We start from the raw sequence: 22107 nt of genomic DNA on the forward strand, positions 1-22107 counted from the left end.
GATCGGAATTCACGTGGAGCGCATATCGCCGGTACTCACCCGTCTCGAAAAGGCTATCAATGAGTCTGTCGATGGCAGCCCTATCCATTGGGACCCGGATGCCTATTGGTTTGGCGAACAGGTTGCGGAGTCGAGGTCCGATGAAGTCGAAATGGCGAAGTGGGCCTCGTCCACCGTTATCGATGACAACGTACAAGGGCCCGTGTTCAGCGAACGTGTGTTCTCCTGGTTGCATTATGGCGTATCCGGTGCGTTCGACTTCCCCATTGGGCACGCGGGACTCATGCACGTTTACGGCTATTTGCTGTCCTCGGTCGAAACTCCGTACGGCCTGAAGCGGGGAAGGTGGTTGACCGCTGATCTCGCGAAGGCTTTCGGGCTCGAGTCGTCGTTTTTTATCCCAACTGCATCCGCGTTGCCGCTGATGGAACGTGTCGCGTCAGTTGTGTTGCCGATATTGACCAGTCCCACTGCAGACAGCGGGACGGTGTTGGCAGTCGACGAGGTCGTCGATTGGCGTCGGCGGATGCGAACCGTCTACATCCGTGACCGCATGACCGATTCGACTGCGCTGCTATACGGTTCGGTGTCCGGGGATGATGTTCAGATCGTAACCGCATTCCCAGTCGGACCTATCACTTCGCAATCTGTGCAGGATCGTCTTGCGGAGCCGGCAAGGTATCGCTACAACTATGCCCCGGCCGACGCGGAGCCGGGTAGCCACTTCGACGGAACGGTCCAAGTGGTGACGTCCGCGTTTTGAAAATTGTGGTGTCAACAGCTGTTCGCTTGAAGAGTCGTCGGCACGTAGAACGACCAAAACGGTGCAGACAGGCCGAGCACGGATGACTTTGGACCCATTTTTCTGGGTACGTCGAAGAGGGCTACTCGGCGATGTCTATAGGTCGAAGCTGTATCCCTCCATCCAAGCGAAATCGACCTGTAGAGCGGTGATCTTGTTTCGGCCCAGCCATATTGGGGAGCTCGTCGGCTGGCTGGCGTACAGCCCCCGTGCTGATGTGACCACTCGATCGAATTGCACCGGCCAATCGATGGTTGCAGCCAATTCGGTGATGGAATCGCGGCCGCGGTCGAGCGCACGTAGGACGTGTGATCGCGCGGGCAACAGCTGGGACTTGCTTGTGTTGCAGGATGGGCAAGCCAACACCAAGTTCGCGAGACCGTCGATCCCGACCCTCGACCATGGAAGTACATGATCGACATGAGCCTCCGCTCCCACCCGCGTCGGGCAGTAAAAGCATGACGGACCGAAGGCCTCTATCAGCGCAGCTTTGGGACGTACAAGCGCGATTCGGCTGTTGCCGAACAGGTGGCCTTCCAGATCCGGCACGTCCTCGTCGAGGAAGCTATTCTTTCGCCGGACGTCGTCGACCCATGCCAGCATCATCGCAGGCTTGAGCAGCGAAGCCAATCGCGCGAGTGCGAAGCACACTCCCGGATACAGCGTGATCCGGTTGCCATGGGCCATGACGGCGGTCATTCCCATCTTGGCGGTCATCCAACTGTCGTCGTACAGAAAAGACGCACCTGCATACCCGCCCGGCACCCGCTGCAGGCGACACAGCGGCTGTTGGGCGAGAACGAGCTTCACCTTTTTGATCATCTCGCGGAACAGACCGGGGTTTTTCCGTGCAGCGATGTCCAGGGGTGTTTCTCGGCCGGCCGTAGCTGTAGCTCGGGCAAAGTCGCGGACACTGTCTGGAATGGTCGCTGTGGCCTGTGTGGACTGGCGGAGGTAGTGACCGTCGAAGTCACGTACCTGTCGCCAGTAGAGACCGACGACGCGCTCGGCCAAGTCGTCGAGATCGACGTCCACGGCGGAACTATGGTCATCGGGAACGTTCTCGACCGAGAATTCGAGTAGAGCGACCAACACGGCCAGCTTGTAGGTGGCGACGCGTGCGCCGGAGTCGAGAACGCTGACCAGGTGCTGCCCAAGTGTCAGGGGATCAGTGGGCGAGGGAGTAGACACACCTGCACACTACTGATCATGGGAAAACTTGTTCGTGATTTGATTCCGTCGATCATAGAAGCCTCGGGTCGTGTCCCGAAATATCGAACCCTTGAGGCTGAGGATTATGGAAATGCGTTGATCAACAAGCTTTTTGAAGAAGCGCACGAGTTTCGTCACGCAACGCCGAAAAACCGGCCTGAGGAGCTGTCCGACGTCCTTGAGGTCGTCCGTGCACTCGCCGCGCATCTCGGATTGAGCGACGAGGCTCTCGACAACCTAGCTGCGGACAAACGGGCGGAGCGCGGTGGCTTCGAGCAGCGGATCTGGCTGGAGTAGCGGCTGTTCACTGCGCTGCGTTGGACAAGCTGCGGATGCCGACGGTGACAGTCGGACATGATGCAAGGGTGGGAAACGATCTGTATGGCCGCCTTGCTGACGCCGTCGCTTGAGCGAAAGGGGATGGCCCACTTGGGCTCCTCACGGTGATCGTTCCCAGTCGCGGCGATCGATTCATTCGGACGAATGACGTCAATCAGAACGCTTGGGTGGTTCAGTGCTGCTGTGTACGTCCGGTCGGATAGCGTGCTGCCTGTTCGGCGAGACGAGGAGACTTTCGATGGGCAATGCAGGTGGGCAGTGGCAGCCCTACCCGTTGTGGGGCGGCCGGGGAGACTGGTGCAACGAAGAAGTTGTCGGTGTCCACGCCTATACCGATGCAATCCGAGCCACCTTGGGTTCGGACTTCGACCCGTCGGGCTCAACCGTTCGACGCACGGTCGAGTTGATCCCTGAGCCCGGAAATCCGCACGATCGATACGCTGTGTCAGTTCGGGCGTCGAACTACTTGATCGGCTACCTGGCTCGTGAGCGGGCAATTCTGTTCCATAGTCGGCTGATTGGCCTCATCGATCGAGGACTCGTTCCGACGGTGCCTGCGACCATTCGCGCTTACGACCAAAACCGGTGGGATGACAGGCCGGGTAGCCCAGTCGATCTGGCCATCAACATCGACGTGCAACTCAGCGAGCCACACCTGATTATTCCTGGCAACGAACCTCCCGACGTGCCGTACACGATGTTGCCGCACGGATACTCGGTTCAGGTGACGAAGGTCGACGAGCATTTCGAGATCCTCCGGCATTTCGTCGAGCCGGAGGGTGAGCTCGAACTGCTGGTCACGTTGCACGAAATCGACATCAGCACAGCGAAGACCGAGAAGAAGCTCGTCGAGGTACGCGTAGAGGGTCACCGCATCGGACAGCTGACGCCGCAGACCAGTGCAAAGTTTCTGCCCGCGGTTCGCCATCTCGCAGATCGAGGATTGGTCACTGTCGGCCGCGGTTGGTTCAAGGGGTCGTCCGTTTCGGCCCAGGTGTCACTAACGGCGTTGAAAGCCCATGAGCTGCCTGGGGACTTCTTGGCTGGAGAACCCCGGACGGTCATTACACTGGACCGGCCCCGTCGCACGCCAGTTCTCGGTGCATCATCTGTGCAGTCGGCAGCGGTGACGCTGGTGACTCGGACGTTCGTCATCGACCTGGTGACGTCGCAACCGCTGACACCCTGGCAGCAGAAGGAAGCGCTCAAATTGCTCCGCGCTGCAACGTCGGCGGTAGGAAATGACATCGAAGAACCTGTGGTGACGGATAGTTCGGTCAAAGCTACAGTTTTGCAGGACCACTCGGAACTGATCGCGAACGCAGTCGCTGGCATCGAAGACTCGGACTTCTCGCTGGCGAACGAATACCGGGCGACGGTCGGATCGATGCGAACTCTATCTTGATGACGCGAGTCTGGTCTGGCCACCCCGAGGGCGATAACGACCGATCCGGTGAGAGTACGTTAAAAACCGCCTTATGAATGGATGAACGATTGCCGTCAAAATACCTGATGGAGCTCGACTCGAATGAGTTGCTCAGTCTGCTGCACAGCCCGGACCCGCCGCCGGGTCATACATCGCTCGCAGCCCGGCTCAGGTGGACCCCGCAGAGATATGTAGAGGCCAAGGAGGAACTCCTGAAGTTGGGGTTGGTCGTTCTAGGCCACCGCGGCAGCCTGAAAAGAGTGAGCCCGCCTCCTGGATGGGTTACGCGAGACGCGAACGGCAACGATATCCAACCGTGGGAATTCGTTCCCGCCTCAACGAAAGAGTCGGCCCTGTACGGGCCAGTCGTGCAAACCCTGAGAAAGTATTGGCAAATAGAATCGGAATCTATACCACCGGCGGGTGTGCACGATACCGCCAACTCCGGCTCCAAGAGAACCGGCGGTCGGTGGTCGCGGCCTGACGCCACCGTTGTTCGCCTTCGGAAATTCAAGTACGTTCCTGGTGAATTTCTCGAAGTGTCGACGATCGAGGTCAAACCTTTCAATGCCATAGACGTTTCAGCCGTCTATGAAGCTGTGGCTCACCGTCGGGCCGCCACGCATGCGTATGTCGCCGTCCATGTTCCGGCCCATCTGTCAGCGGCCTTACGTAGTGACATCAAGGCTGTACGGTCCGTCGCGGCAGCTCACGGAGTCGGTTTCATCCGGTTCGCAGACCCCGCGGACCATTCGACATGGAAATATGTCTTGGACGCGGAACGCGTCGAACCAGACCCTCAAAAACTGAGTAGATTCCTCAGTGAACAGGTTATGGGAGAAAAAGTGGTTACGCGGCCGGCACCGACGGTGGGCTTCGGTGAATAGTTGCTGCTGTTGCGGAGAAGGACCCCACTAGCCTGCATCAGCGGTCATCCTCTCGGACAACGCCGTCAGCCGAGCATCCACTGCATCGAGACCGTGCTGGGGCAAGTGCAGTCCGTCACGGTTGGAGTCGAAGGCTGAGGCAAAGACCGCGACGGCTGGCGCGTACTTTGCCGCAAGTTTCGTTCGCTTCGCATCGTCTTCGAGGTACTGCACACTCCCGGCATTGTCGACGAAGTCGGCGAACTTGACCAGGAAGACCTTGGGGTCCTTGATGACGTCAGCAACGTGCGCGGCGTAGGCCGCGTTCTTTTCGGCCTTGGACAGCACGGCATCGGTGGGCGGATTGGTGACTGCGGCAACCAGTCTGGAGGTCTCTGCGTTGAAGTTCTCGGTGATGAGGTCCAGTGCCGTTTGTTGGTTCGATCCGTCCGTCAGCCGTGACTCGTCGAGTATCGAGACGATCTCCCGGGGTTGATCCTCGACGGTGTCGTGCAGCGCCGTAGCGCTGAGAACATCGGTGTCGGTACAACCGAGCCTGATCAGGCGCAAGACGTTCCTGAGTGGATGCACGATGTACGGGTCTACAGGGTATGCGGCACGCCCAATCCGCTTTTGGGACAGGTGAGCGGCCGTCGCCAACTCGAGGGCACTGTGAAGTTGCGTTCGGTCGACTCGGTCGGTGTCGGTCTGGTGAAGGATGGCGAACACCAATGCAGCTGAGTCCATGTCCTTGAGCTTGGTTGCGCGGTAGATAGATCCAAGATTCTTCATTTTGTCTCCTGTCGGTATTGGGTGAAAGTAGTTGCTCGATGGTGCGTCACGAGGATCGGGGTAGCTCGTCGGCGAATCGGTAGGAACAACCGATGTTGCCGGTCGTGTTGACGCCGGCATTGACTCGGATCCACGCGATACACGACCGCGCTGCCAGGCGAATGTCCTTGGTGAACAGGTATCCGTCGGTGCAGTCCTCGAAGTGGCCGTCGTTCTGCCACTCGTCGAGAGGCAGGCCTGCGGACGAATAGTCCGAAAGAAGTAGGTGGCCGAGTTCGGTCCGCGAGCGTCTGAGCATCATCACACCGTCGGTCAGGACGACCAGCTGTGAGCACACTACCGGCGCGTCATCGGTGGAGTCGGCAACATAGTCGCTGGGGCCCACCTCGACGATGAATCCGACCGGCTTGTCGTACAGCGACTCGATCATCCACGCAGCCAACGAGTCCCATTGATCGACTTCCAGCCGTCGGCCATCGACGATGAACGCACGGACGAGTGAACCGGGTTCGACCGGCGCTTCCCACACGTCTTTCAACCAGCCGTCGTCGGTACTGTTCATGCGCCCACTTTGATCGGCCCAGATGGAACCGAAGGTGAAGTCACTTCGCGTCACGGTCTCGTCGGCATCCATACTTTCGACACTCCACCCCTCCAGCCGGACTCGGAGGTCGGTCACCACGACATATCGATAGCCCTCGTCGTCGAGGTTGTACTGCCAGTCCGGAATCTGCGGCATCGCGGCGGGCCTGTTGGCTGTCGCGCGAAGTGAAACCTCGGCGCGATAGACATCGGATCGCACGGATCGAATGCGGGTAATCGATCGATTCATGCCGATCGAAATTGCGGGTTTGGCCGTCGACATCGCGGCGCTGGCGGGATGGAAGTGCTGCTCGACGATCATCTGTGGTCGGCCGATAGAGGAACGACTCGACCGTGCGTCCCGCCGCGTGTAAATGACGTTCACCAGGTCGGAGTCCCGGAGGCGTGGAGGTACCTCGCCTTCGGGCTCGACTTCCACGATCACCGTCGAGTTGCGTCGCGGATCGCTCCGAAGGCACCACTCGGGCAGGTCACCCAGGCCCAGAGGCTCGTGGTCGAAGAACGGTTCGTCCTCCCACACGTCTGCGCGGAAGATTTCAATCCCGACAGTCGGCCACGTCAGGCGGACGTTTTCTTCTGTTCGGAGGGCGAGACGTCCCGCGTCCCACCATCCACAGTGGGCGGTGTGGAAGACAACCCGGGCATTCCCGAACGCGGACTCCTCTACTAGTGCGGACTGGACGTCGACGCTGCGAAGGAGATCGGTGTGACATTGGGGCGTGAGGTCCGACAACGGATGGTCGACCTCGATAACGACCATGAATCCGGGATCTCCAGCGGGTATGTCGTTGGGCCCTAGGCGTGTTTGTTCCATAGTTCTCCTCTGTGTAGAGCGAAGGTGTTGCCGAGATAGTCGGCGAATTCGGAGCCCGGACTACCGGACTGCCTGCATCTTCATGTGTACACGAGGGCACCGACAGGTTTGTCGAAGATGCCTGTGGTGCGTCCCCTGTGAACTGGGGACGCACCACAAATCCACGAGTCAACTGAACGTGGGGGTCCAATCCTGACGGTGCGGTAACTGCGCTTTCCGCGACCATGCACGTCTACGCCAACCGCCCGATTTGGACCGAAAATCTTGACAAGAGAACAGTACTCGGCATCAAAGCGCTATGAGCTGAGCTGCACGCTTTGATGATTGTCCGCGGTCGATAAGGAGTATCAGTACTGCCGACCTTAGTTCACGCTGGACCGGTGGCGGGAGATCCAGTGGACGAGCCATCAGCCAGTAGGGGAGCTCGACAACGTCGACGCGCCGAGGCGGTTGGTGCATCATGGACCGGTGACCATCGAGGTGCAGACCACGTGGAACGGGCACCGATACACCTGGACGCTGCAGCCCGACGGTTGGTGGGATCTCACGCACCGCACCAGTGCGCCGACCGTCAAGCGCCGGCTGCGAGCGCGCGAGTTCGGCGAGGATCATTGCGCACTGGTCACGTACGACTGACCCTGCGAACATCTCGACGCTGCGTTAGCGCGTCGGTCGGCTCCGTTACGATCTCGAGATCAAACTACGATCGTCGTCCAGGAAGAGTTTCCCGTCATGAATGTGCCGCTGACCCGCCGCGATGTCCGAGAGCCCGTCCGGCGCAGTGTGCAGAAGTTGGGATTCGCCGACGCCAGCACTCGCAAGGGCGCTGCGGATCAGACCTTTCACATCGACGGAAAGAGAGTGATCGGACGAGGAACAGTCTCTTCGAGACCCGTCGACGTCGACACACTGCACGCCATCTACCGGGACGTATATCTACTCGATCGGATGAAGGACAAAGTCAGACTTCACACCTCGTACGGCGGGTACAGCACCGAGGCTCGACAGTTCGCGCGTGAGAACGGTATTCGGCTCTACACACTCACCTCGAAGGGCGAATTGAGGCGCCTCGGCCGTGGCCCGGTGATCAGGGGCCGCACGCTTGACCGTATCGCTGTCTACGCGGTCGGGGTGTTGCTCGCGCTCATGGCGTTGGGGTGGGCTCTTACGCATTTGGAGACTGTCGGAACGGTGTTTCTCGTAGTCATCGCGGTGGCGGTAGCCATTCCGGTGCTCTGGATTCTGGGGTTGATTCTCGACGTCACCGGACTCGGGACCCGGAAGTAGCAGTGTGGCTCTCTGACGAGAGAACGGCACAAACGGGCCCTTTCGCGGCACGTCGTTCGTTCGAAGCAAGACGTGTGCACAGCGAATTCGATTGCTCCTCGGCGGTTCTGGCTCGGCTCGCTCACGTGACCATTCCCGCCCGGAAGGCAGCCAGTGCCGCCTCGACTCGATTGCGCACACCGAGCTTCACGAAGATCCCGGAGATATGGGTTTTTACCGTTGTCTCGCTGAGGTACAGCTCCGAGGAGATGTCCGCATTGGTCGAACCAGTAGCCAAGATGCGCAACACATCTCGCTCTCGCGGGCTCAGCACGTCCATCGACACCGATTGCCGGGCCACCGGCAACACCGACGTTGCCACAATCTTCCGGAGCGAATCCTCACTGAACAACGTGTTACCGGATGCCACCGCTCGAACCGACTGATGGAATGTCTCGGGTGCCTCGCTTTTGCTCAGGAAGCTGTGCGCCCCTGCCTCGATGGCCAGTACCACCAGATCGTCCACATCCATCGCCGTCATCGCAATGACCTTCGGTGGATGGGCCAGCGCCATCAATTCGCGAGTGGAATCCAGCCCGCCGACCCGTCGCATCTGAAGATCCATCAGCACCACGTGCGGCCGGAACGCCGCCACTGCAGCAGACACCTGGTCACCGTCCTCCACGTCGGCCACCACCGCAATGTCCGGGGTCTTCGCGAAGATATCGGTCACTCCGCGCCGAACGAAGGGGTCGTCGTCGACGATCAGAACTGTGATCACGGCTGGCGCTGTCATGGTTCGCTGAGCTTAGAACGCGACTCCGACACTGTTCGTCAGGAGTACCACGGCAACCAGCACGACACCACGAACTCGCCCGGCTGCGCGCCGGCAGCATACGTGCCGCCCACCCCGCGGACCTGTTCGGCCAATCCTGCCAACCCCGTCCCAGACCCATGCGCAAACGCCGGTTGTCCCATCAGCTGATTGCGTACGTCCACGCGAAGGCCAGCCTGATCGGATCCGTGCACCGCCACCCGAATCGTCGAACCGGCGGCGTGCTTCTGCGCGTTGGTGAGCGACTCCTGCACCACCCGATACGCCACATGACTGCTCGCAGCGCCGATCTCACCGGGCGTCACGTCGAGCATCAGCGACGTGTGCAAGCCTGCGTCTCGCGCCGAGTGCACCAAGTCGGAGATGCCCTCGACGCTCTGCCGGCCGCCGCCCGAGTTGTCGGCCGATCCGCGGAGCACACCGATGATGCGCTTGAGCTCGTCGAGCGCATCGTGCGCGGTCTGCCGAATCATCGACGCTGTCTGGGCTACCTTCTCGGGACCATCGGCGCTGTTGACCTGCATTCCGCCCGCGAACAACGAGATGCGACTGAGACTGGCAGCGAGGGTGTCGTGCATGTCGCGGGCGATGCGGGCACGTTCCGCATTCAGCAGCATCTCCTCACGAAGCACGTTGGACTCCACCGTCACCTTGTCTCGCGTGACCACGGCCTCCGTGAGGTCGGATCGTGTGCGGCGCAGTATTGCTCCACCCACGACCAACCCGACGAGCACTGCCGCGACGACCCACGGAATCCACGCTGGGACGTCCCACTCCGCCGGCACGGATCCGTCCTCGGCCTTCGTCGAACCGAGGGTCAGCACGGAGTAGTACCGACTGCGATGCGCGTCGTACGTCAGCGACACCCCGCACGCGACGTACACCGCGACGGCAGCCAAAGCCAGCGGCTTGGTGCGTGCGAACGCACCGACGGCAAACAGTGCGATCAACGCTGCCGTCGCATCGGTTGCGAAGAACAGCGGCCCGGCCAACGCCAGTCCCAGAACGACCCATGGCCGTTCGTGTCGCCAGATCAAGGCGACGCCCGCCAGAAGATTGAGCGCGACGCCGATGCCCAGGTTCCACCCCGGCGTCCCGGACGAGCCCGCTAACCCGGCGGTCATCAACGAGCAGAACAGGCTGAAGACCACCGCCGCCGTAGTCCAGGCTTTGCGGCGCAGGGTGCCTGTCCGATGCGTGCTCACGATCAGCAGCGTACGGCCGAGCACCGACACCGCGAATCGTCCTATCGGCCCGCATCACTGTCCGAATGCGACCGAAAGGAGGAGGCGCACCGACCGGTCAGCCGAGGCGCGGGCAGGGCCGACTGCGGTGTGGTTGATGCATCGCCCAACGAGAGGAATTTCGACATGACCAACCACAACCCGAACCCCCAGCACCAGTACGCCCCGCCCGCTCCCGAGCAGAAGAAGAGTTGGTTTGCCCGACACAAGATCCTGACCGTCATATTGGCGATCGTCGTGCTGGGCGTCCTCATTCGGCTCATCGGTGGTGGTTCGTCGGAAAGCCCGACAGCTCCCGCGCCGGCCGGATCCTCGGCGTCGGAGGAAGCGGCTCCTGCGGCCCCGGTCGAGCCGAGTAGTCCAGGAATCGGCGTTCCGGTACGCGACGGAAAGTTCGAGTTCGTCGTCAACGCGGTCGCACCACCCGTCGCGACAGTCGGTTCGGAGTATCTGACGCAGACCGCACAGGGCGAATACGTCCAGGTGACGATGACCGTGCGCAACATCGGCGACCGAGCACAGAGCTTGGACGCATCCTCGCAGAAGTTGCTCGACGCGGACGGCAAGCAGTACTCCGTCGACAGCCTCGCGACCGCCTACCTCGACGAGGGCATCGGCTACGAACAGATCAACCCGGGCAACGCGCTGGACACGACCGTCGTGTTCGACGTCCCCGTCGGGACCGTGCCTGCCGAGATCGAGCTGCACGATTCGGCGTTCTCGGGCGGCACGACAGTCGCCCTTCGATGATGGGTGCGAACAGCACTTGCATTCTCGCCGAATCTATTTCACTCGTTGCAGTTACGGCTGCGACCTGAAGGAGGAAACTATGACCAACCCTCAGCTGTCCCTCGTCGCCGCACTGCTCGACCGGTCCGGCTCGATGAATTCCATCGCCGACGACACCCGCGGCGGATTCGACTCGTTGATCACCAAGGAGCGTGAGGTCGCCGGTCGGACCGTGGTCACGCTCGCGCAATTCGACGACCGGTACGAGCTGGTCTACGACAACGCGCCCATCGAGGACGTCGCTCCGCTCGTGCTCGAGCCGCGGGGCAGCACCGCGTTGTACGACGCGATCGGCCGGTTCATCAGCGAGGTCGGCGCGGGTCTGGCCACGACACCGGAGGCCGATCGTCCCGAATCGGTGACGGTGCTCGTGATGACCGACGGTCACGAGAACGCGAGCCGGGAGTGGACGAATTCTGCTGTGCGAGAGCTGATCGAACGGCAGGAGGCCGAGTACAGCTGGGACTTCGTGTTCTTGGGATCGAACATCGACGCCGTCGAGGTGGGCACCGATCTGGGCTTCCAGCGAGACAAGTCGATGACGTACGTCTCGACGTCGGTCGGTGTGACGGCAGCCTTCGATTCGGTGGCGGATTACCAGGATCGAAAGCGATCGGCTGGTGTCGATGCATGTTCTGTATTGGCTTTCACCCCGGAAGATCGCAGGCGCGCCCGAGGGGAGTAGGCGAGATCGGCGACGGCCGGCTGCAGTGTCACTCGTTGCAGACTCTCGATTGCCATCCGAGTGGAACCGCGAACGGCGCTGCTACGTCTAACGGGCAGCGGCTCGATATGTCATACAGATGCTCGACGTTGGGTGGGGGGAAGTATCGATGGGGTCTGAACCGTTGTCGGCGGTGCTGGGGGAGCTACGCGATCTGTGCCGGTCGACCTACCGTGTTGCCGATGAACTGGCTTGCGCACTCGGTTCGGTGCAAACTGATGTCGAACGTCTGGCCGATGGTTGGGTCGGTGCTTCTGGTAGTGCGTTCGATGCTCACTGGAAGTTGGTGTGTAGTCGTGCCCGGGTTGTGACGCAGGAGCTCGCTTTGATCGCGGTCGAGCTCGATCGAGCAACTCGGGACTATGTCGATGCAGATGACTCAGCCGCGCTGCGCGTATCGGTTCTCGACCTTGACTGAACCCGGAGCTGAGTTCGCCGTCGAACTGGGTGAACTCGAAACTTTGGTCACGCGGCTCGACGGGTTGATCGAGTCTGTTGATCGAAACGTGGCTGAGCTGTCCGCGCAGGCTGCGAGTGTGAGGTCGTGTTGGACCGGTGAGGCAGCTGACGCCTACACCGAACGGCACCTTGCTTGGCATACCGCAGTGAGTGAGTTGACCGACGACATCTCCGATGTTCGGGCGCGCCTCAGAAACGCCCATCACCAGTATTCGGATGCCGTAGCAACAAACCTGAAAATTTTTGGGCGGGAATGAAATTTTGTGGCTCCGACTAATATTCATCTTGATCCCGACACCTACTACGCCGCTGCCAATGTGTGTTTCAGGGTGGCATCGGGCCTGTGCGACGCAGTGCGCTCCGCGGGGAGTGTGCTGGATGAGTGTGGCTCGATGGCAGGTGCCTACACCGAAGGTGTCACCTGGGCCGGAAGATACGATGAACATGTCAGCGACTTTTATTGGGTTGCAAACGATTTGGTCGAAGCAATCGAAAACTACGGTGACGTGTTGACCCAGGCCGGCTTCAACTACGCCGTCGCGGAGTGGGCAGCCGGCCAGTCAGGTGGCCCGCCGACCATGCCCGAGCGACCGAACTACATCGAAACGATTGTTTTCACACCAGCGCCGGCGGCAGGGGGAACCGGTGAAGGGCTGCTCGACGACGGTCTCGGGCTGGTCGGGGAGATCGGAATACCAATTCCAGACGGTGACACCGCCAAACTGGAGCTCGCCTTGGGCGCGTGGAACGTCCTCGCTACGGGCAGTGGATCGAACAATCTGTCAGAGGATCTCGCAGCCGCGGCGGCGCTGTTCGCCGATACGACTGGCCCCGACGTCGAATTCATCGATGAGGACTTACGAGAATTGGGCACAGCGGCAGCCGACTTGATCGCCGCAGCAGCTGAGCTGCGCGACGCGTGCGCCGAATACAAGGCGTCGTTAGTGGAACTGCGTGATGATCTCGAGACGATCCTCAAGGATCTTGCGAAGGAACTTGCGGTAACCGTAGCCGTGGCAATCGCGGCCTCGTTCATCACCTTTGGGGCCGGGGCTATTGCTGGTGCTGGTGCCTCGGCCAGAGCAGTCCTGAAATACGGCAAGATCGTCCGAGATGCAATCGTTCTCTGGAAATCCGCCAAAGGTGTGGGTACCAGGCTTGAATTCGCGAAGGACCTCAAGCGACTGCGTGCAACTTTAGGACGTATCAAGGATCTGGGAAGGCGGACGAAGCCTGCCCAGGTGGGACCGCCGCCGCATGTTCCCGCTGGGTGGGTACGTTCCCCCGTGCGGAATGGAAAGGGCGAGATGTGGCAGAAACCGGGATCCTCCGGAAATTCCGATTCGATGCGGATCATGGATCCGACTGCGAGGTACCCGAACGGGTATGTTCGCTACTACAACGAACACGGTCAGCCCATCAACCTGGACGGCAAACCGGGGCCCAACCCGGAGACTCACTTTCCCATCGAGCCGGACGGCTCATTTTCAGTCCCGAGAGGGTGGTAGCACGTGGACATTCCTCTGGTAGGTCAAGTGATCGTGTCTCTCGAGTTCGGGTTCTCCCTAGCGCTGCGTACAAATCGTGACTACGAGTTGCGCATCGAATCCAGTTTTCGGCTCGATGAACCCGAGTCCGAGGGGTTCCAAGGTGCGCCCGACGAAAAGCTGTCCGAAAACGCCGCTGTCAGGCGTCTCGAGGGCAGACAGGTCGTGTGTGCGCACGCTTCCGACGACGGCGACCTTCGAATCGAGTTTGCCGACCGGGCAAGCCTTGTAGTTCCTTTCGACCCCGATTTCGAAGCCTGGACCGTGGCGGCACCCCAAGGCTTCAAGGCGGTCAGTGTGGCCGGCGGCGGGCTCACAGTCTGGGAGTGAAGGGAGCCGGACCGGCGAAGATGGTCTCGAAGACAGAGCCGGTCTGCCAATCGGCTGACGAACCTGCCTGGGCCTGACTAGATCACCGACTGCCATATTTCGAGGTGATACGGGTTTCCAACCACTGCAGGGCGATGGTGCGCGGCAATGGCATCACCAGGATCAACACAACCGTGCCAATGAGTGCTGCTCATCAGCGGCGTCTCGGGTCGAATCGGTTGAGCGCGAGAGAGATCAGCGAGGTCGAGAGCAGAGCGATCAGCGCCGCGATGACGGCGGCCTTCGATTCATTGGCTGACTACCAGCATCGGAAGCGATCGGCCGGTGTCGATGCGTGTTCGGTTTCGGCCTTCACCCTGGAGGACCGCAGACGGGCGCGAGGGAAGCAGGAGGGGGCGGTCTCCTACGTTCCCCCTCGACACCGTCGGCGGTCATCAGGTCGGCACCAAAAGCCTCACCAGGCCACCGATCCGGCGTCGTCGAAGAATCCGCCCCGCGGGCCGTCGTCGGGCAGGGTGGCGAGCTCAAGTGCGATGCGCGCACCCTCCTCCGGCGTGCGAGCGGATGCAAATCCGGTGAAATCCGTTGCCACATAGCCCGGGCAGCATGCATTCACGATCACCGCAGTGTCTACGAGCTGCCGTGCGTACTGCACGGTCATCGCGTTCACCATGGTCTTGGATGGAGCATATGCCGCCATTATCGGGCCGGTCTGTAACGCGAGCGAGCCCATATTGCTCGAGACATTGACGATGCGTGGTGAGGCAGACCGAAGGAGCGTCGGAAGTAGTGCGTTCGTCACTCTGATTACCCCGAAAACGTTGGTATCCAGCGTAGTCCGCAGCACGTCGATATCGAGCGTCGTCGGATTTTGTTGGTCGCCGCCGGAAATGCCTGCGTTGTTCACCAGTATGTCCAGGTCGTGGATCGTGTCCGCTGCGGCGGCAACGCTCTCGTCCGACGTGACATCGAGGGGGACTCCGAAGGCATCGATGCCCGCAGCACGAAGCTTGTCGACCGCATCCTGTCGTCGTGCATCATTGCGTGCCCCGACTCCTACTCTGATTCCCTGCAGTCCGAGTCCGTATGCGATAGCAAAGCCGATCCCTTTGTTGGCGCCGGTTATCAGCGCGGTCTTCGTGGTCATGCAGTCCATGGTCGGCGTCGAACGCAGGAGCGTCCAATACCGATCCACCAACCAGTGATACTCAACGGGTATCACAACTACGCTGTCGGAGTGGACGATCTCGAAACACGCGAACTCCGGTACTTCATCGCCGTTGCCGAGGAGCTGCACTTCGGACGCGCAGCGCAACGCCTGGGGATCGCCCAGCCACCGCTCTCACGAGCGATCAGCAGGATGGAGCGCCGACTCGGCGTCGCCCTCCTGGATCGGAATCGTCGCGGAGTCGCACTCACTGCTGCCGGTGCCGTGCTCCTGAGGGACGCTGTGACGGCACTCGACGCCGTCGCAGCGGCAGCGCAACGAGCTCGAAGCGCCGGCAACGTCGTAAAGCTGGTGACCAAAGCCGGTGCGTCCCACGAGCTCCTAAGCCGCGTTCTCGAAGCGCACCCCGCGAAGGTCGATGTCGTGTTGTGCGAGGTCGGTGAACAGGCCGAATATCTTCGCAGAGGTGACGCCGACGTGGCGTTGATGCATCGCCCCGTCGATGACCTCGTCGGGTTCGACTCCGAGGACCTCCTCACCGAGGGGCAGGTCGCGATCGTTCCGCTTGATCACCCCTTGGCCTCGAAAGACGAACTGAGCATGGACGATATCCGTGACGTTCCGGATCTGCCGATGGCCCGATGGCCGCAGCTCGACGGGACCTATCCGGAAGGGCCCGGGCCTGAGGTGCGTGCTCAATCACAGATCGCCCAACTGGTCGCGCTCGGTCAGGCGCTGCTGGTGATTCCAGCGTCGAGTCGCGCGTGGCAGTGGCCCGAGCATGTGGCCGTACCTGTCGTTGATGCGCCGATGATCACGACGGTTATCGCATGGCCGGCCGGAGTCCGATCGCCAGCGGTATCGGCATTGGTCCGGTCGGCCGGCGGTGCTGCGTTCGAGTGACGGACTGCCGCCCCTGGCGTGCCGATTCTGGCCCAACCGACGCTTGGGACCGCCTCCGCATGTTCTTTCTGGGTGGGCACGTTCCCCGTAAGGAATGGAAAGGGCGAGATGTGGCAGAAACCCGGGTCCTCCGGAAATTCCGATTCGATGCGGATCATGGATCCGACCGCACTCAACTCACGACTGCGCGAATGCTTTTCGTGCGCCGAAGGACGAGGTAGTGAGCATCGTGGGAGACGATCAGCAGCTGACGTCCGGGACACGCACCCTTGTCAGACCCTGCAGATACGGTTTCGGACGAGTCAAGCAAATCGTCAACGATCGGGGAAACGCATGGACGGGGCAGCTGTGGTCGAGAGAATTTGGTTGATGTTGGGTTCCGCGTTGACGCCTGCGGCGATGTTCGGCGTGTGGAAGTACCTCCTGAGGGATACGAAGTCGACGCTGATCGACGAAGCGTTTTGCAAGAGGGACCTGGCCCTCGCGCAAGCGAAGAGGTTGCGGGAGGACGGGTACGTCATGGAGGCACAGGAGCGCGAAATGGACGGGCATCATGCGGTAGCACGTGTCTTCGCTCGGTTCTCATTTTATCGAAGCAATCGGCGGGTAATTTACATCGAGATTCTCTACGCGATCACGCTGGCAGCCGTTGTCGTGGCTTCGGGTCTCGCGCTCGTCGGCGTTCCGAACGCCGTCTGGCCCGCAGTTGCGCTGTGCTTTCTGTCGCCGTTCGTTCTCCTTGCATTCCTGGTCAGCGAGCATCGGGCGTCGCGGACGGTATCCGAGATGGCTCGCATCAGAGCTGAGGAGACGCATAGCTTTCGTGTGCACACCAACGAAGCCGCGGCATAGATTCGATGAAGAGCCGAGGCCTGGCCGGGAGACCGATCGTCCCGTCGAGCCGGACGTGCCGTTCGCATTCCCGAGGAGTCGGTTGCGCGCGAAGGCTATAAGACCAGAGCGCGAATCGGCGTCGGGGACCTCCCCAACAAGGTGGCCGTGACAGTGCAACTGGCCAGGAAGTCCCGGTCGTTGTAGTACTCGAACATGGCCGAGAGACGCTGTTGTGCATCGGGACTCAATTCGGGTTCGTGAACGCTCATCCACTCGTCAACACCAACGGAATTTATCGACACCGCCCTGCCCGTCATCGTCTCGACCAGACGCACCACATCTCGAACGCTCAATATCTCCGGTCCACCGAGTTCGTATGTCGCCCCATGGTGGATGTCCCCGCCCTCGACCAGAATCCGGGTAGCGACCTCGGCCACGTCCTCGAGGCTGACGAACGAGAACTTCGTGTCCAGGCTGTAGGGCACAACGAGACTCGACGAGCCGGTCAGAACTGCCTCGAAGTTCTGCGCATAAGCGCAGGGCTGCAGGATGGTCCAGTGCAGGCCCCGCTCCGAACCGAAGGCACGCAGCTCCTCCTCGCAGCGAGCCTTGTCCATGTGGTGCGGCATCCGCGGGCTGTACGGCCAGGCCACGGAATGGTAAACGACGTGGTCGACGCCTGCCGCCGCCGCCGCTTCGAGCGCCCGCAACAGTAGAGCAGGCTCATCCGGATGCACGTTGGGGGCAATGAAATACACTCCGCGGCACCCGGTGAGGGCCTCGACAAGTCCTTCACCGGTCTCCAGGTCCACTGCATAGTCCGGTGCTGAACGGCTCAGCCGCCGTACCACCGCCACACCGTCGAGTGCGGCGGCGACGGCTCGTCCGGTCTTGCCCGTGGCACCGACGATCGCGATGTCGGTGCCACGGGAAGCATCAAGCTCCATCAGTGAATCTCAGCGATCGATGAAGTCGTACTCGGCGAACTTCGCGCCACCGGACAGGCGTTCGTAGCCGGGCCCACGGTCGAAGAACGGCTCATCGAGGCCGCGAGCATTGTGCATCTCGGCGCGCAGCTTCTCCGATGCCTCGACATCAGCGGTCGGCGTTCCGTCCTCGATGACGACGCCGTAGTCCTTGGCCGCGAACTCGCGAGACACTTTGCCCCACAGCACGTCCTGCTCCACCGACTCGATGGGCCGTTCCAGGGGATCACCCCAGCCGCCGCCACCGGTGGTACGGATGCGGATGGTGTCACCCGCCAAGATCGGCTCGGCATCGATCAGCGCGTCGAACTCACGCTCGTTCGGCTGCCCCGGATTGAGCGTCACCGAGAACGATCCGCCGGCCTTGCCGCCCTTGACTCCCCAGCACGCGAGAATCGAGCGATCGGCGATGGACATGAAATGCGCGTCCTTGAGCATCCGGATGTGCTTCTCGTAGCCCAGGCCGCCGCGGTAGCGTCCGGCACCACCGGAATCCTTGGCCAGGCCGAGCTTTTCGACGATGAACGGGAAGCGACTCTCGGTGAACTCGGTGGGCAGGTTCCGGGAATCGGGCACGACGTGAATGGTGTCCTCACCGTCCGCGTAGTGCCGTCCACCCGAGCCGCCGCCGAGTACCTCACGCATGAGGTACGAGTTACCGTCGAAGTCATCGCCGTACACACCGGTGTAGCGGATGGTCTCCTGATCGGCAGGCATGTTGCCGTCCACCGCTTTTGCGACAACGCCGGCGAGCACACCGAGTAGGCGCAGGATGACGAACGTCCGAGCGTTGGTCGGGGCCGGGAAGATCGGGGTGATGAGCGTGCCCTTCTCCGGGAACTTCATCTCGATCAGCGGGATGACGCCCTCGTTGACGTCGAGCTCGGCCATCCGCTCGGGGGAGTCCGCGAGGTTGCGCAGCACCGGCGCAAGCCATTTCGCGAGGAAGTTTCCGTCGGCGTAATCACCACAGTGGTTGATCGGGCCCTTGGCCTGCGGTCCGGTTCCGGTGAAGTCCAGGATGAGGCGCTCGCCGCCCTCGTCCTCGGGACCGGTCTTGGTCAGCGTGATCCGCTGAACGTGCAACATGGGCTCGTCGACGCCATCGTGCTCGGCGTAGTCCTCCCAGGTGTATTCACCCTTGGGGATCTTGCTCAGGATCTCGCGACGGTAGATCTCGGTGGTCGCATCCATCATCGAGTCGAAGCACGCCTCGACGGTGTCGACGCCGTACCGCTCGTACAGCTCCGTCATCCGCCGAGCACCCATGAGGCATGCAGAGCATTCGGCGTCGAGATCGGCGGCCAACGCGTCGGGCATCCGGGAATTGCGCGTCATGATCGTCAACGCAGCCTGGTTGGGTACGCCCTGATCCCACAGCTTGATGGGCGGAACCATCAGGCCCTCTTCGTACACGGTGGTCGCGCCGGACGGCATCGAGCCGGGGCAGCAGCCGCCGATATCGTCGTGATGGCCGAAGGCCTGGACAAACGAAACGACCGACGGCTCGGTGTCGCCGGGCTTGGTCGCGAACACCGGTACCGTGACGCAGAGGTCGGGCAGGTGGCCGATGCCGCCTTCGGAGAGATAGACGTCGTTGTGGAAGTAGACGTCACCCGGCTTCATGGTCTCGAGCGGGAAGTCGCGGGCAACCGGATGCACCAGTGCGGAGTAGGAACGGCCGGTGAGCTTGCGCAGATTGCGGTCGTGGATGCCGGCGCGGAAATCGTGGGCGTCGCGGATCATCGGTGATCGCGACGTCCGCGAGATGGCCGTCTCGACTTCCATTTCCACACTCGCGAGGTAACCGGCCACGATCTCGACGAGAACGGGATCGGGCGCAGGTGCGTCGACCGGAGACAGTCGGTAGGGCTTGTTGTTCACCTTGTCGATGACATTCATCAGTTCGCTCCGTTCGAGTCGAGAGTGCGGGTGATGCGGACGTTGCCGAACGTGTCGATGCGGGCCGAGAAGCCCGGATCGATCGGCACGGTGGAGCTGAATTCTTCGATGACGGCCGGGCCGGTGATCGTGTCACCGGCACCGAGATCCGCACGGCTGTAGATGGCGGTCTCGTGCCAACCGTCGAAGTACGCCTGACGCGTTCCGGTGCGGGCACTTTCGGCTCCGGTGCCGGCGGCGATCTCCGACAGCATAGGACGCTTGATGGGGCCGATTCCGCTGACCCGCAGGTTGACCCACTCGACGAACTGGCTGTGATCGCCGCGGAAGTCGTAGCCGTACAGCTCGCGGTGTGCTTCGTGGAAGGCCTCGGCGGCCTGATCGATACTCGCCTGGGTGATCTCACCGTCGGCTATCGGGACGCGTACCTCGAAGGCCTGCCCGAAGTAGCGCAGGTCGGCAGAGCGTGCGTAGCGACGATCCTCGGCAGCGAAGCCTTCACCGGCGAGTGCCTCGTCGGCGCGCGCAGCGAGTACGGCCAGTTCCGACTCCAAGTCCTCGGCGCGCAGACGGTCGTGGCGGCTGACATGCGTCTGCACGTAGTCGTTGCGCACGTCGACGGTGAGCAGGCCGAAGGCGGATACGTTGCCCGGGTTGAGCGGCACCAGAACGTCTTTCAGACCCAAGATGTCCACGAGGCGGCAGGCGAGCAGCGAACCGGAACCACCGAAAGTGACGAGCGTGAAGTCACGGACGTCGAGTCCGCGCTTGACCGAGATCTGACGCAACGCATTGGCCTGGTTCCAGGCGGACACTTCGAGAATGCCGGTGCCACAGGCCTCGACCTCGAGGGAGAGCTGGTGCGCCAGGTCTTCGATGCCCTTGCGCGCCAGATCGGTATCGAGCGGAATCTCGCCGCCGAGCAGGTGGGGAGGTATCCGTCCGAGGAGAACGTGGGCGTCGGTGATGGTCGGAGCGGAACCGCCGTTGCCGTAACACATGGGTCCGGGATCGGCTCCGGCCGAATGCGGCCCGACACGCAGCGTGCCCTCGGGAGTCATCCAGGCGATCGATCCACCGCCTGCGCCGACGGTGACGACGTCGATCATCGGAATCTTCGACGGGTAGTTTCCGACGCGTCCCTCGGTGGTCAAGGCGGGCTCGCCGCGGACCACGACGGTGACGTCGGTGGAGGTGCCTCCGCCGTCGCAGGTGAGGACCTGCTCGACACCGGCGGCGCTGGCTACCAGGGCCGCACCGAGAGCGCCGGCCGCAGGACCGGACAGCACGGTGGTGATGGGCTGGTGCACAACCTCTTTGGCGGACAGGACGCCGCCATTGGACTTCATCACGTAGAACGGCACTTCGCGGGCGTCACCGGATTCGGTGGCGAACTCGCGCAACCGGTTCGCGATGTTGTTGACGTAGGAGCGGATGTTCGGCTTGACGGCCGCGTCGACCAAGGTGGTGATGGCGCGCTCGAATTCGCGGTACTCGCGCAGAACCTCGGTGGAAATGGAGACCGTCGCCTCGGGGTACTCCTCGAGCAGGATGTCGCGGACACGCTGCTCGTGGTCGGGGTTGGCGTAGGAGTGCACCAGGCAGACGCCCAGCGTCTTGACACCCTCGGCCTTGAAGAACGCGGCTGCTGCGCGGACGTCGTCATCGTTGAGTGGGCGGATCTCGTTGCCGTCGAACGATAGTCGGCCGCGAATGGTGCGGACGCGGTGCGCGGGCACGATGCGATCGGGCTTGACCCAGAAGTACGAGTTGCCGTAGCCGTCGGGTACCGACTGGCGCGCGATCTCGAGTACGTGCTCGTAGCCCTCGGTGGTGATGAAGCCCAGGTTCTCGACCTTGCCCTCGAGCAGCTTGTTGGTGGCGACGGTGGTGCCGTGGCTGACGGCGCTGAGTGAATCACCCGAGACGCCCAGCTGCCGGAGCACTTTGTCGATGCCCGTCAGAAATCCCTCGGCCGGATCACTGGGAGTCGACGGTGTCTTGGTGGTCACCATGGCACCGGACTCCTCGTCCACTGCGACGACGTCGGTGAATGTGCCACCGGTGTCGATGCCGACCCGAATCTTTCGTGGTTCCACGCTTCCTCCTCAGTATGGTTCGTAGGCCACGCGTCCGAAGCTCGGATCGGCGGGTGCCTGACGTGTACTCATATTCGACCCGTTATGCGCGTCACAATCTTTGGCACAAGGTGCCAAACTCCGGCCGCACATTTGAGCTCCGCGCGCCCTGAAGGACCGTCGAATTG

22 protein-coding genes are annotated in these 22107 nt (G+C 61.8%); 13 read left to right on the forward strand and 9 right to left on the reverse strand.

From position 1 onward, the window contains the following. The first annotated feature begins 13 nt into the window (after positions 1–13). Positions 14–763, forward strand: coding sequence for a hypothetical protein (locus tag CH286_RS17455; RefSeq protein WP_141215868.1), 750 nt, complete (start codon positions 14–16; stop codon positions 761–763). A gap of 135 nt (positions 764–898) precedes the next feature. Here the strand turns inward: CH286_RS17455 and CH286_RS17460 are convergent, their stop codons facing one another. Then, entirely contained in the window at positions 899–1993 is a 1095-nt protein-coding gene (locus tag CH286_RS17460) for an HNH endonuclease (RefSeq protein ID WP_094609917.1), read from the reverse strand. A gap of 18 nt (positions 1994–2011) precedes the next feature. Here CH286_RS17460 and CH286_RS17465 point away from each other — a divergent pair, with 18 nt between their 5' ends. Together CH286_RS17465 and CH286_RS17470 are read left to right on the forward strand one after the other, a co-directional pair. Beyond that, positions 2012–2311, forward strand: a complete 300-nt coding sequence (locus CH286_RS17465) for a nucleoside triphosphate pyrophosphohydrolase (protein ID WP_094609918.1) — start codon at positions 2012–2014, stop codon at positions 2309–2311. 280 nt (positions 2312–2591) lie between these two features. Continuing rightward, on the forward strand, positions 2592–3758 hold the full coding sequence (locus CH286_RS17470; RefSeq protein ID WP_094609919.1) for an HIRAN domain-containing protein: 1167 nt from the start codon (positions 2592–2594) through the stop codon (positions 3756–3758). 935 nt (positions 3759–4693) lie between these two features. Here CH286_RS17470 and CH286_RS17480 read toward each other — a convergent pair. Both CH286_RS17480 and CH286_RS28265 read right to left on the reverse strand, forming a co-directional pair. Beyond that, complete coding sequence (locus tag CH286_RS17480; RefSeq protein WP_176458275.1) at positions 4694–5437, reverse strand: HD domain-containing protein; 744 nt, start codon at positions 5435–5437, stop codon at positions 4694–4696. Positions 5438–5483: 46 nt separating this feature from the next. Then, positions 5484–6854, reverse strand: coding sequence for a hypothetical protein (locus CH286_RS28265; RefSeq protein ID WP_255182698.1), 1371 nt, complete (start codon positions 6852–6854; stop codon positions 5484–5486). A gap of 468 nt (positions 6855–7322) precedes the next feature. Between CH286_RS28265 and CH286_RS27880 the strand changes: the two genes are divergently transcribed. Both CH286_RS27880 and CH286_RS17490 read left to right on the forward strand, forming a co-directional pair. Beyond that, a complete protein-coding gene (locus tag CH286_RS27880; protein WP_176458276.1) occupies positions 7323–7490 on the forward strand; it encodes a hypothetical protein in 168 nt (55 codons plus the stop codon). 96 nt (positions 7491–7586) lie between these two features. Further along, positions 7587–8141, forward strand: coding sequence for a hypothetical protein (locus tag CH286_RS17490; protein ID WP_094609922.1), 555 nt, complete (start codon positions 7587–7589; stop codon positions 8139–8141). A gap of 121 nt (positions 8142–8262) precedes the next feature. On the opposite strand, the gene CH286_RS17495 is transcribed toward CH286_RS17490, so the two are convergent. Continuing rightward, complete coding sequence (locus CH286_RS17495) at positions 8263–8916, reverse strand: response regulator (RefSeq protein ID WP_094609923.1); 654 nt, start codon at positions 8914–8916, stop codon at positions 8263–8265. Positions 8917–8954: 38 nt separating this feature from the next. Next, positions 8955–10160: a sensor histidine kinase gene (locus CH286_RS17500; RefSeq protein WP_369597542.1), complete on the reverse strand. Its 1206-nt coding sequence runs from the start codon at positions 10158–10160 to the stop codon at positions 8955–8957. Positions 10161–10325: 165 nt separating this feature from the next. Here CH286_RS17500 and CH286_RS17505 point away from each other — a divergent pair, with 165 nt between their 5' ends. The 6 genes from CH286_RS17505 to CH286_RS17530 all read left to right on the forward strand — a co-directional run bounded on the left by CH286_RS17505 (position 10326) and on the right by CH286_RS17530 (position 14048). After that, the gene (locus CH286_RS17505; RefSeq protein WP_094610015.1) at positions 10326–10949 is read left to right on the forward strand and encodes a DUF4352 domain-containing protein; all 624 of its coding nucleotides are present in this window, start codon (positions 10326–10328) and stop codon (positions 10947–10949) included. A 79-nt stretch (positions 10950–11028) separates the two neighbouring features. After that, a complete protein-coding gene (locus tag CH286_RS17510; RefSeq protein ID WP_094609925.1) occupies positions 11029–11673 on the forward strand; it encodes a VWA domain-containing protein in 645 nt (214 codons plus the stop codon). 148 nt (positions 11674–11821) lie between these two features. After that, positions 11822–12130, forward strand: a complete 309-nt coding sequence (locus CH286_RS28435; protein WP_369597543.1) for a WXG100 family type VII secretion target — start codon at positions 11822–11824, stop codon at positions 12128–12130. After that, entirely contained in the window at positions 12081–12428 is a 348-nt protein-coding gene (locus tag CH286_RS17520) for a WXG100 family type VII secretion target (RefSeq protein WP_176458278.1), read from the forward strand. The genes CH286_RS28435 and CH286_RS17520 overlap by 50 nt, the downstream gene beginning before the upstream one ends. A 135-nt stretch (positions 12429–12563) precedes the next feature. Further along, positions 12564–13679 carry a hypothetical protein gene (locus tag CH286_RS17525; protein WP_141215869.1) on the forward strand — a complete coding sequence of 372 codons (1116 nt, stop codon included), beginning with the start codon at positions 12564–12566 and terminating at the stop codon, positions 13677–13679. A gap of 3 nt (positions 13680–13682) precedes the next feature. Further along, positions 13683–14048: a DUF6188 family protein gene (locus CH286_RS17530; protein ID WP_094609929.1), complete on the forward strand. Its 366-nt coding sequence runs from the start codon at positions 13683–13685 to the stop codon at positions 14046–14048. 454 nt (positions 14049–14502) lie between these two features. Here the strand turns inward: CH286_RS17530 and CH286_RS17535 are convergent, their stop codons facing one another. Then, positions 14503–15195 (reverse strand): SDR family oxidoreductase, encoded by a 693-nt coding sequence (locus CH286_RS17535; RefSeq protein WP_255182699.1) that lies wholly within the window; start codon positions 15193–15195, stop codon positions 14503–14505. A gap of 90 nt (positions 15196–15285) precedes the next feature. Here CH286_RS17535 and CH286_RS17540 point away from each other — a divergent pair, with 90 nt between their 5' ends. Beyond that, on the forward strand, positions 15286–16119 hold the full coding sequence (locus tag CH286_RS17540) for a LysR family transcriptional regulator (protein ID WP_094610016.1): 834 nt from the start codon (positions 15286–15288) through the stop codon (positions 16117–16119). Positions 16120–16452: 333 nt separating this feature from the next. Then, positions 16453–16971 carry a hypothetical protein gene (locus CH286_RS17545; protein ID WP_094609931.1) on the forward strand — a complete coding sequence of 173 codons (519 nt, stop codon included), beginning with the start codon at positions 16453–16455 and terminating at the stop codon, positions 16969–16971. A 95-nt stretch (positions 16972–17066) separates the two neighbouring features. Here CH286_RS17545 and CH286_RS17550 read toward each other — a convergent pair whose 3' ends face one another. Genes CH286_RS17550 through CH286_RS17560 form a run of 3 tightly spaced genes read right to left on the reverse strand, consistent with a single transcriptional unit; the run spans position 17067 to position 21940 of the window. Then, positions 17067–17900, reverse strand: a complete 834-nt coding sequence (locus tag CH286_RS17550) for an SDR family oxidoreductase (RefSeq protein ID WP_094609932.1) — start codon at positions 17898–17900, stop codon at positions 17067–17069. A gap of 9 nt (positions 17901–17909) precedes the next feature. Next, positions 17910–19841: a hydantoinase B/oxoprolinase family protein gene (locus CH286_RS17555; protein WP_094609933.1), complete on the reverse strand. Its 1932-nt coding sequence runs from the start codon at positions 19839–19841 to the stop codon at positions 17910–17912. Next, complete coding sequence (locus tag CH286_RS17560; protein ID WP_094609934.1) at positions 19841–21940, reverse strand: hydantoinase/oxoprolinase family protein; 2100 nt, start codon at positions 21938–21940, stop codon at positions 19841–19843. The genes CH286_RS17555 and CH286_RS17560 overlap by 1 nt, the downstream gene beginning before the upstream one ends. Between the last annotated feature and the right edge of the window lie 167 nt (positions 21941–22107).

The sequence above is a fragment of the Rhodococcus sp. WWJCD1 genome (assembly GCF_002258735.1).
Lineage (GTDB): Bacteria > Actinomycetota > Actinomycetes > Mycobacteriales > Mycobacteriaceae > Rhodococcoides.

Bases quoted from the DNA above. Each gene is read 5' to 3' on its own strand.
- CH286_RS17465 (WP_094609918.1), top strand. From the start codon at position 2,012: ATGGGAAAACTTGTTCGTGATTTGATTCCGTCGATCATAGAAGCCTCG.
- CH286_RS17470 (WP_094609919.1), top strand. From the start codon at position 2,592: ATGGGCAATGCAGGTGGGCAGTGGCAGCCCTACCCGTTGTGGGGCGGC.
- CH286_RS17480 (WP_176458275.1), bottom strand. From the start codon at position 5,437: ATGAAGAATCTTGGATCTATCTACCGCGCAACCAAGCTCAAGGACATG.
- CH286_RS28265 (WP_255182698.1), bottom strand. From the start codon at position 6,854: ATGGAACAAACACGCCTAGGGCCCAACGACATACCCGCTGGAGATCCC.
- CH286_RS17490 (WP_094609922.1), top strand. From the start codon at position 7,587: ATGAATGTGCCGCTGACCCGCCGCGATGTCCGAGAGCCCGTCCGGCGC.
- CH286_RS17495 (WP_094609923.1), bottom strand. From the start codon at position 8,916: ATGACAGCGCCAGCCGTGATCACAGTTCTGATCGTCGACGACGACCCC.
- CH286_RS17505 (WP_094610015.1), top strand. From the start codon at position 10,326: ATGACCAACCACAACCCGAACCCCCAGCACCAGTACGCCCCGCCCGCT.
- CH286_RS17510 (WP_094609925.1), top strand. From the start codon at position 11,029: ATGACCAACCCTCAGCTGTCCCTCGTCGCCGCACTGCTCGACCGGTCC.
- CH286_RS28435 (WP_369597543.1), top strand. From the start codon at position 11,822: ATGGGGTCTGAACCGTTGTCGGCGGTGCTGGGGGAGCTACGCGATCTG.
- CH286_RS17520 (WP_176458278.1), top strand. From the start codon at position 12,081: ATGCAGATGACTCAGCCGCGCTGCGCGTATCGGTTCTCGACCTTGACT.
- CH286_RS17525 (WP_141215869.1), top strand. From the start codon at position 12,564: ATGGCAGGTGCCTACACCGAAGGTGTCACCTGGGCCGGAAGATACGAT.
- CH286_RS17535 (WP_255182699.1), bottom strand. From the start codon at position 15,195: ATGACCACGAAGACCGCGCTGATAACCGGCGCCAACAAAGGGATCGGC.
- CH286_RS17545 (WP_094609931.1), top strand. From the start codon at position 16,453: ATGGACGGGGCAGCTGTGGTCGAGAGAATTTGGTTGATGTTGGGTTCC.
- CH286_RS17550 (WP_094609932.1), bottom strand. From the start codon at position 17,900: ATGGAGCTTGATGCTTCCCGTGGCACCGACATCGCGATCGTCGGTGCC.
- CH286_RS17555 (WP_094609933.1), bottom strand. From the start codon at position 19,841: ATGAATGTCATCGACAAGGTGAACAACAAGCCCTACCGACTGTCTCCG.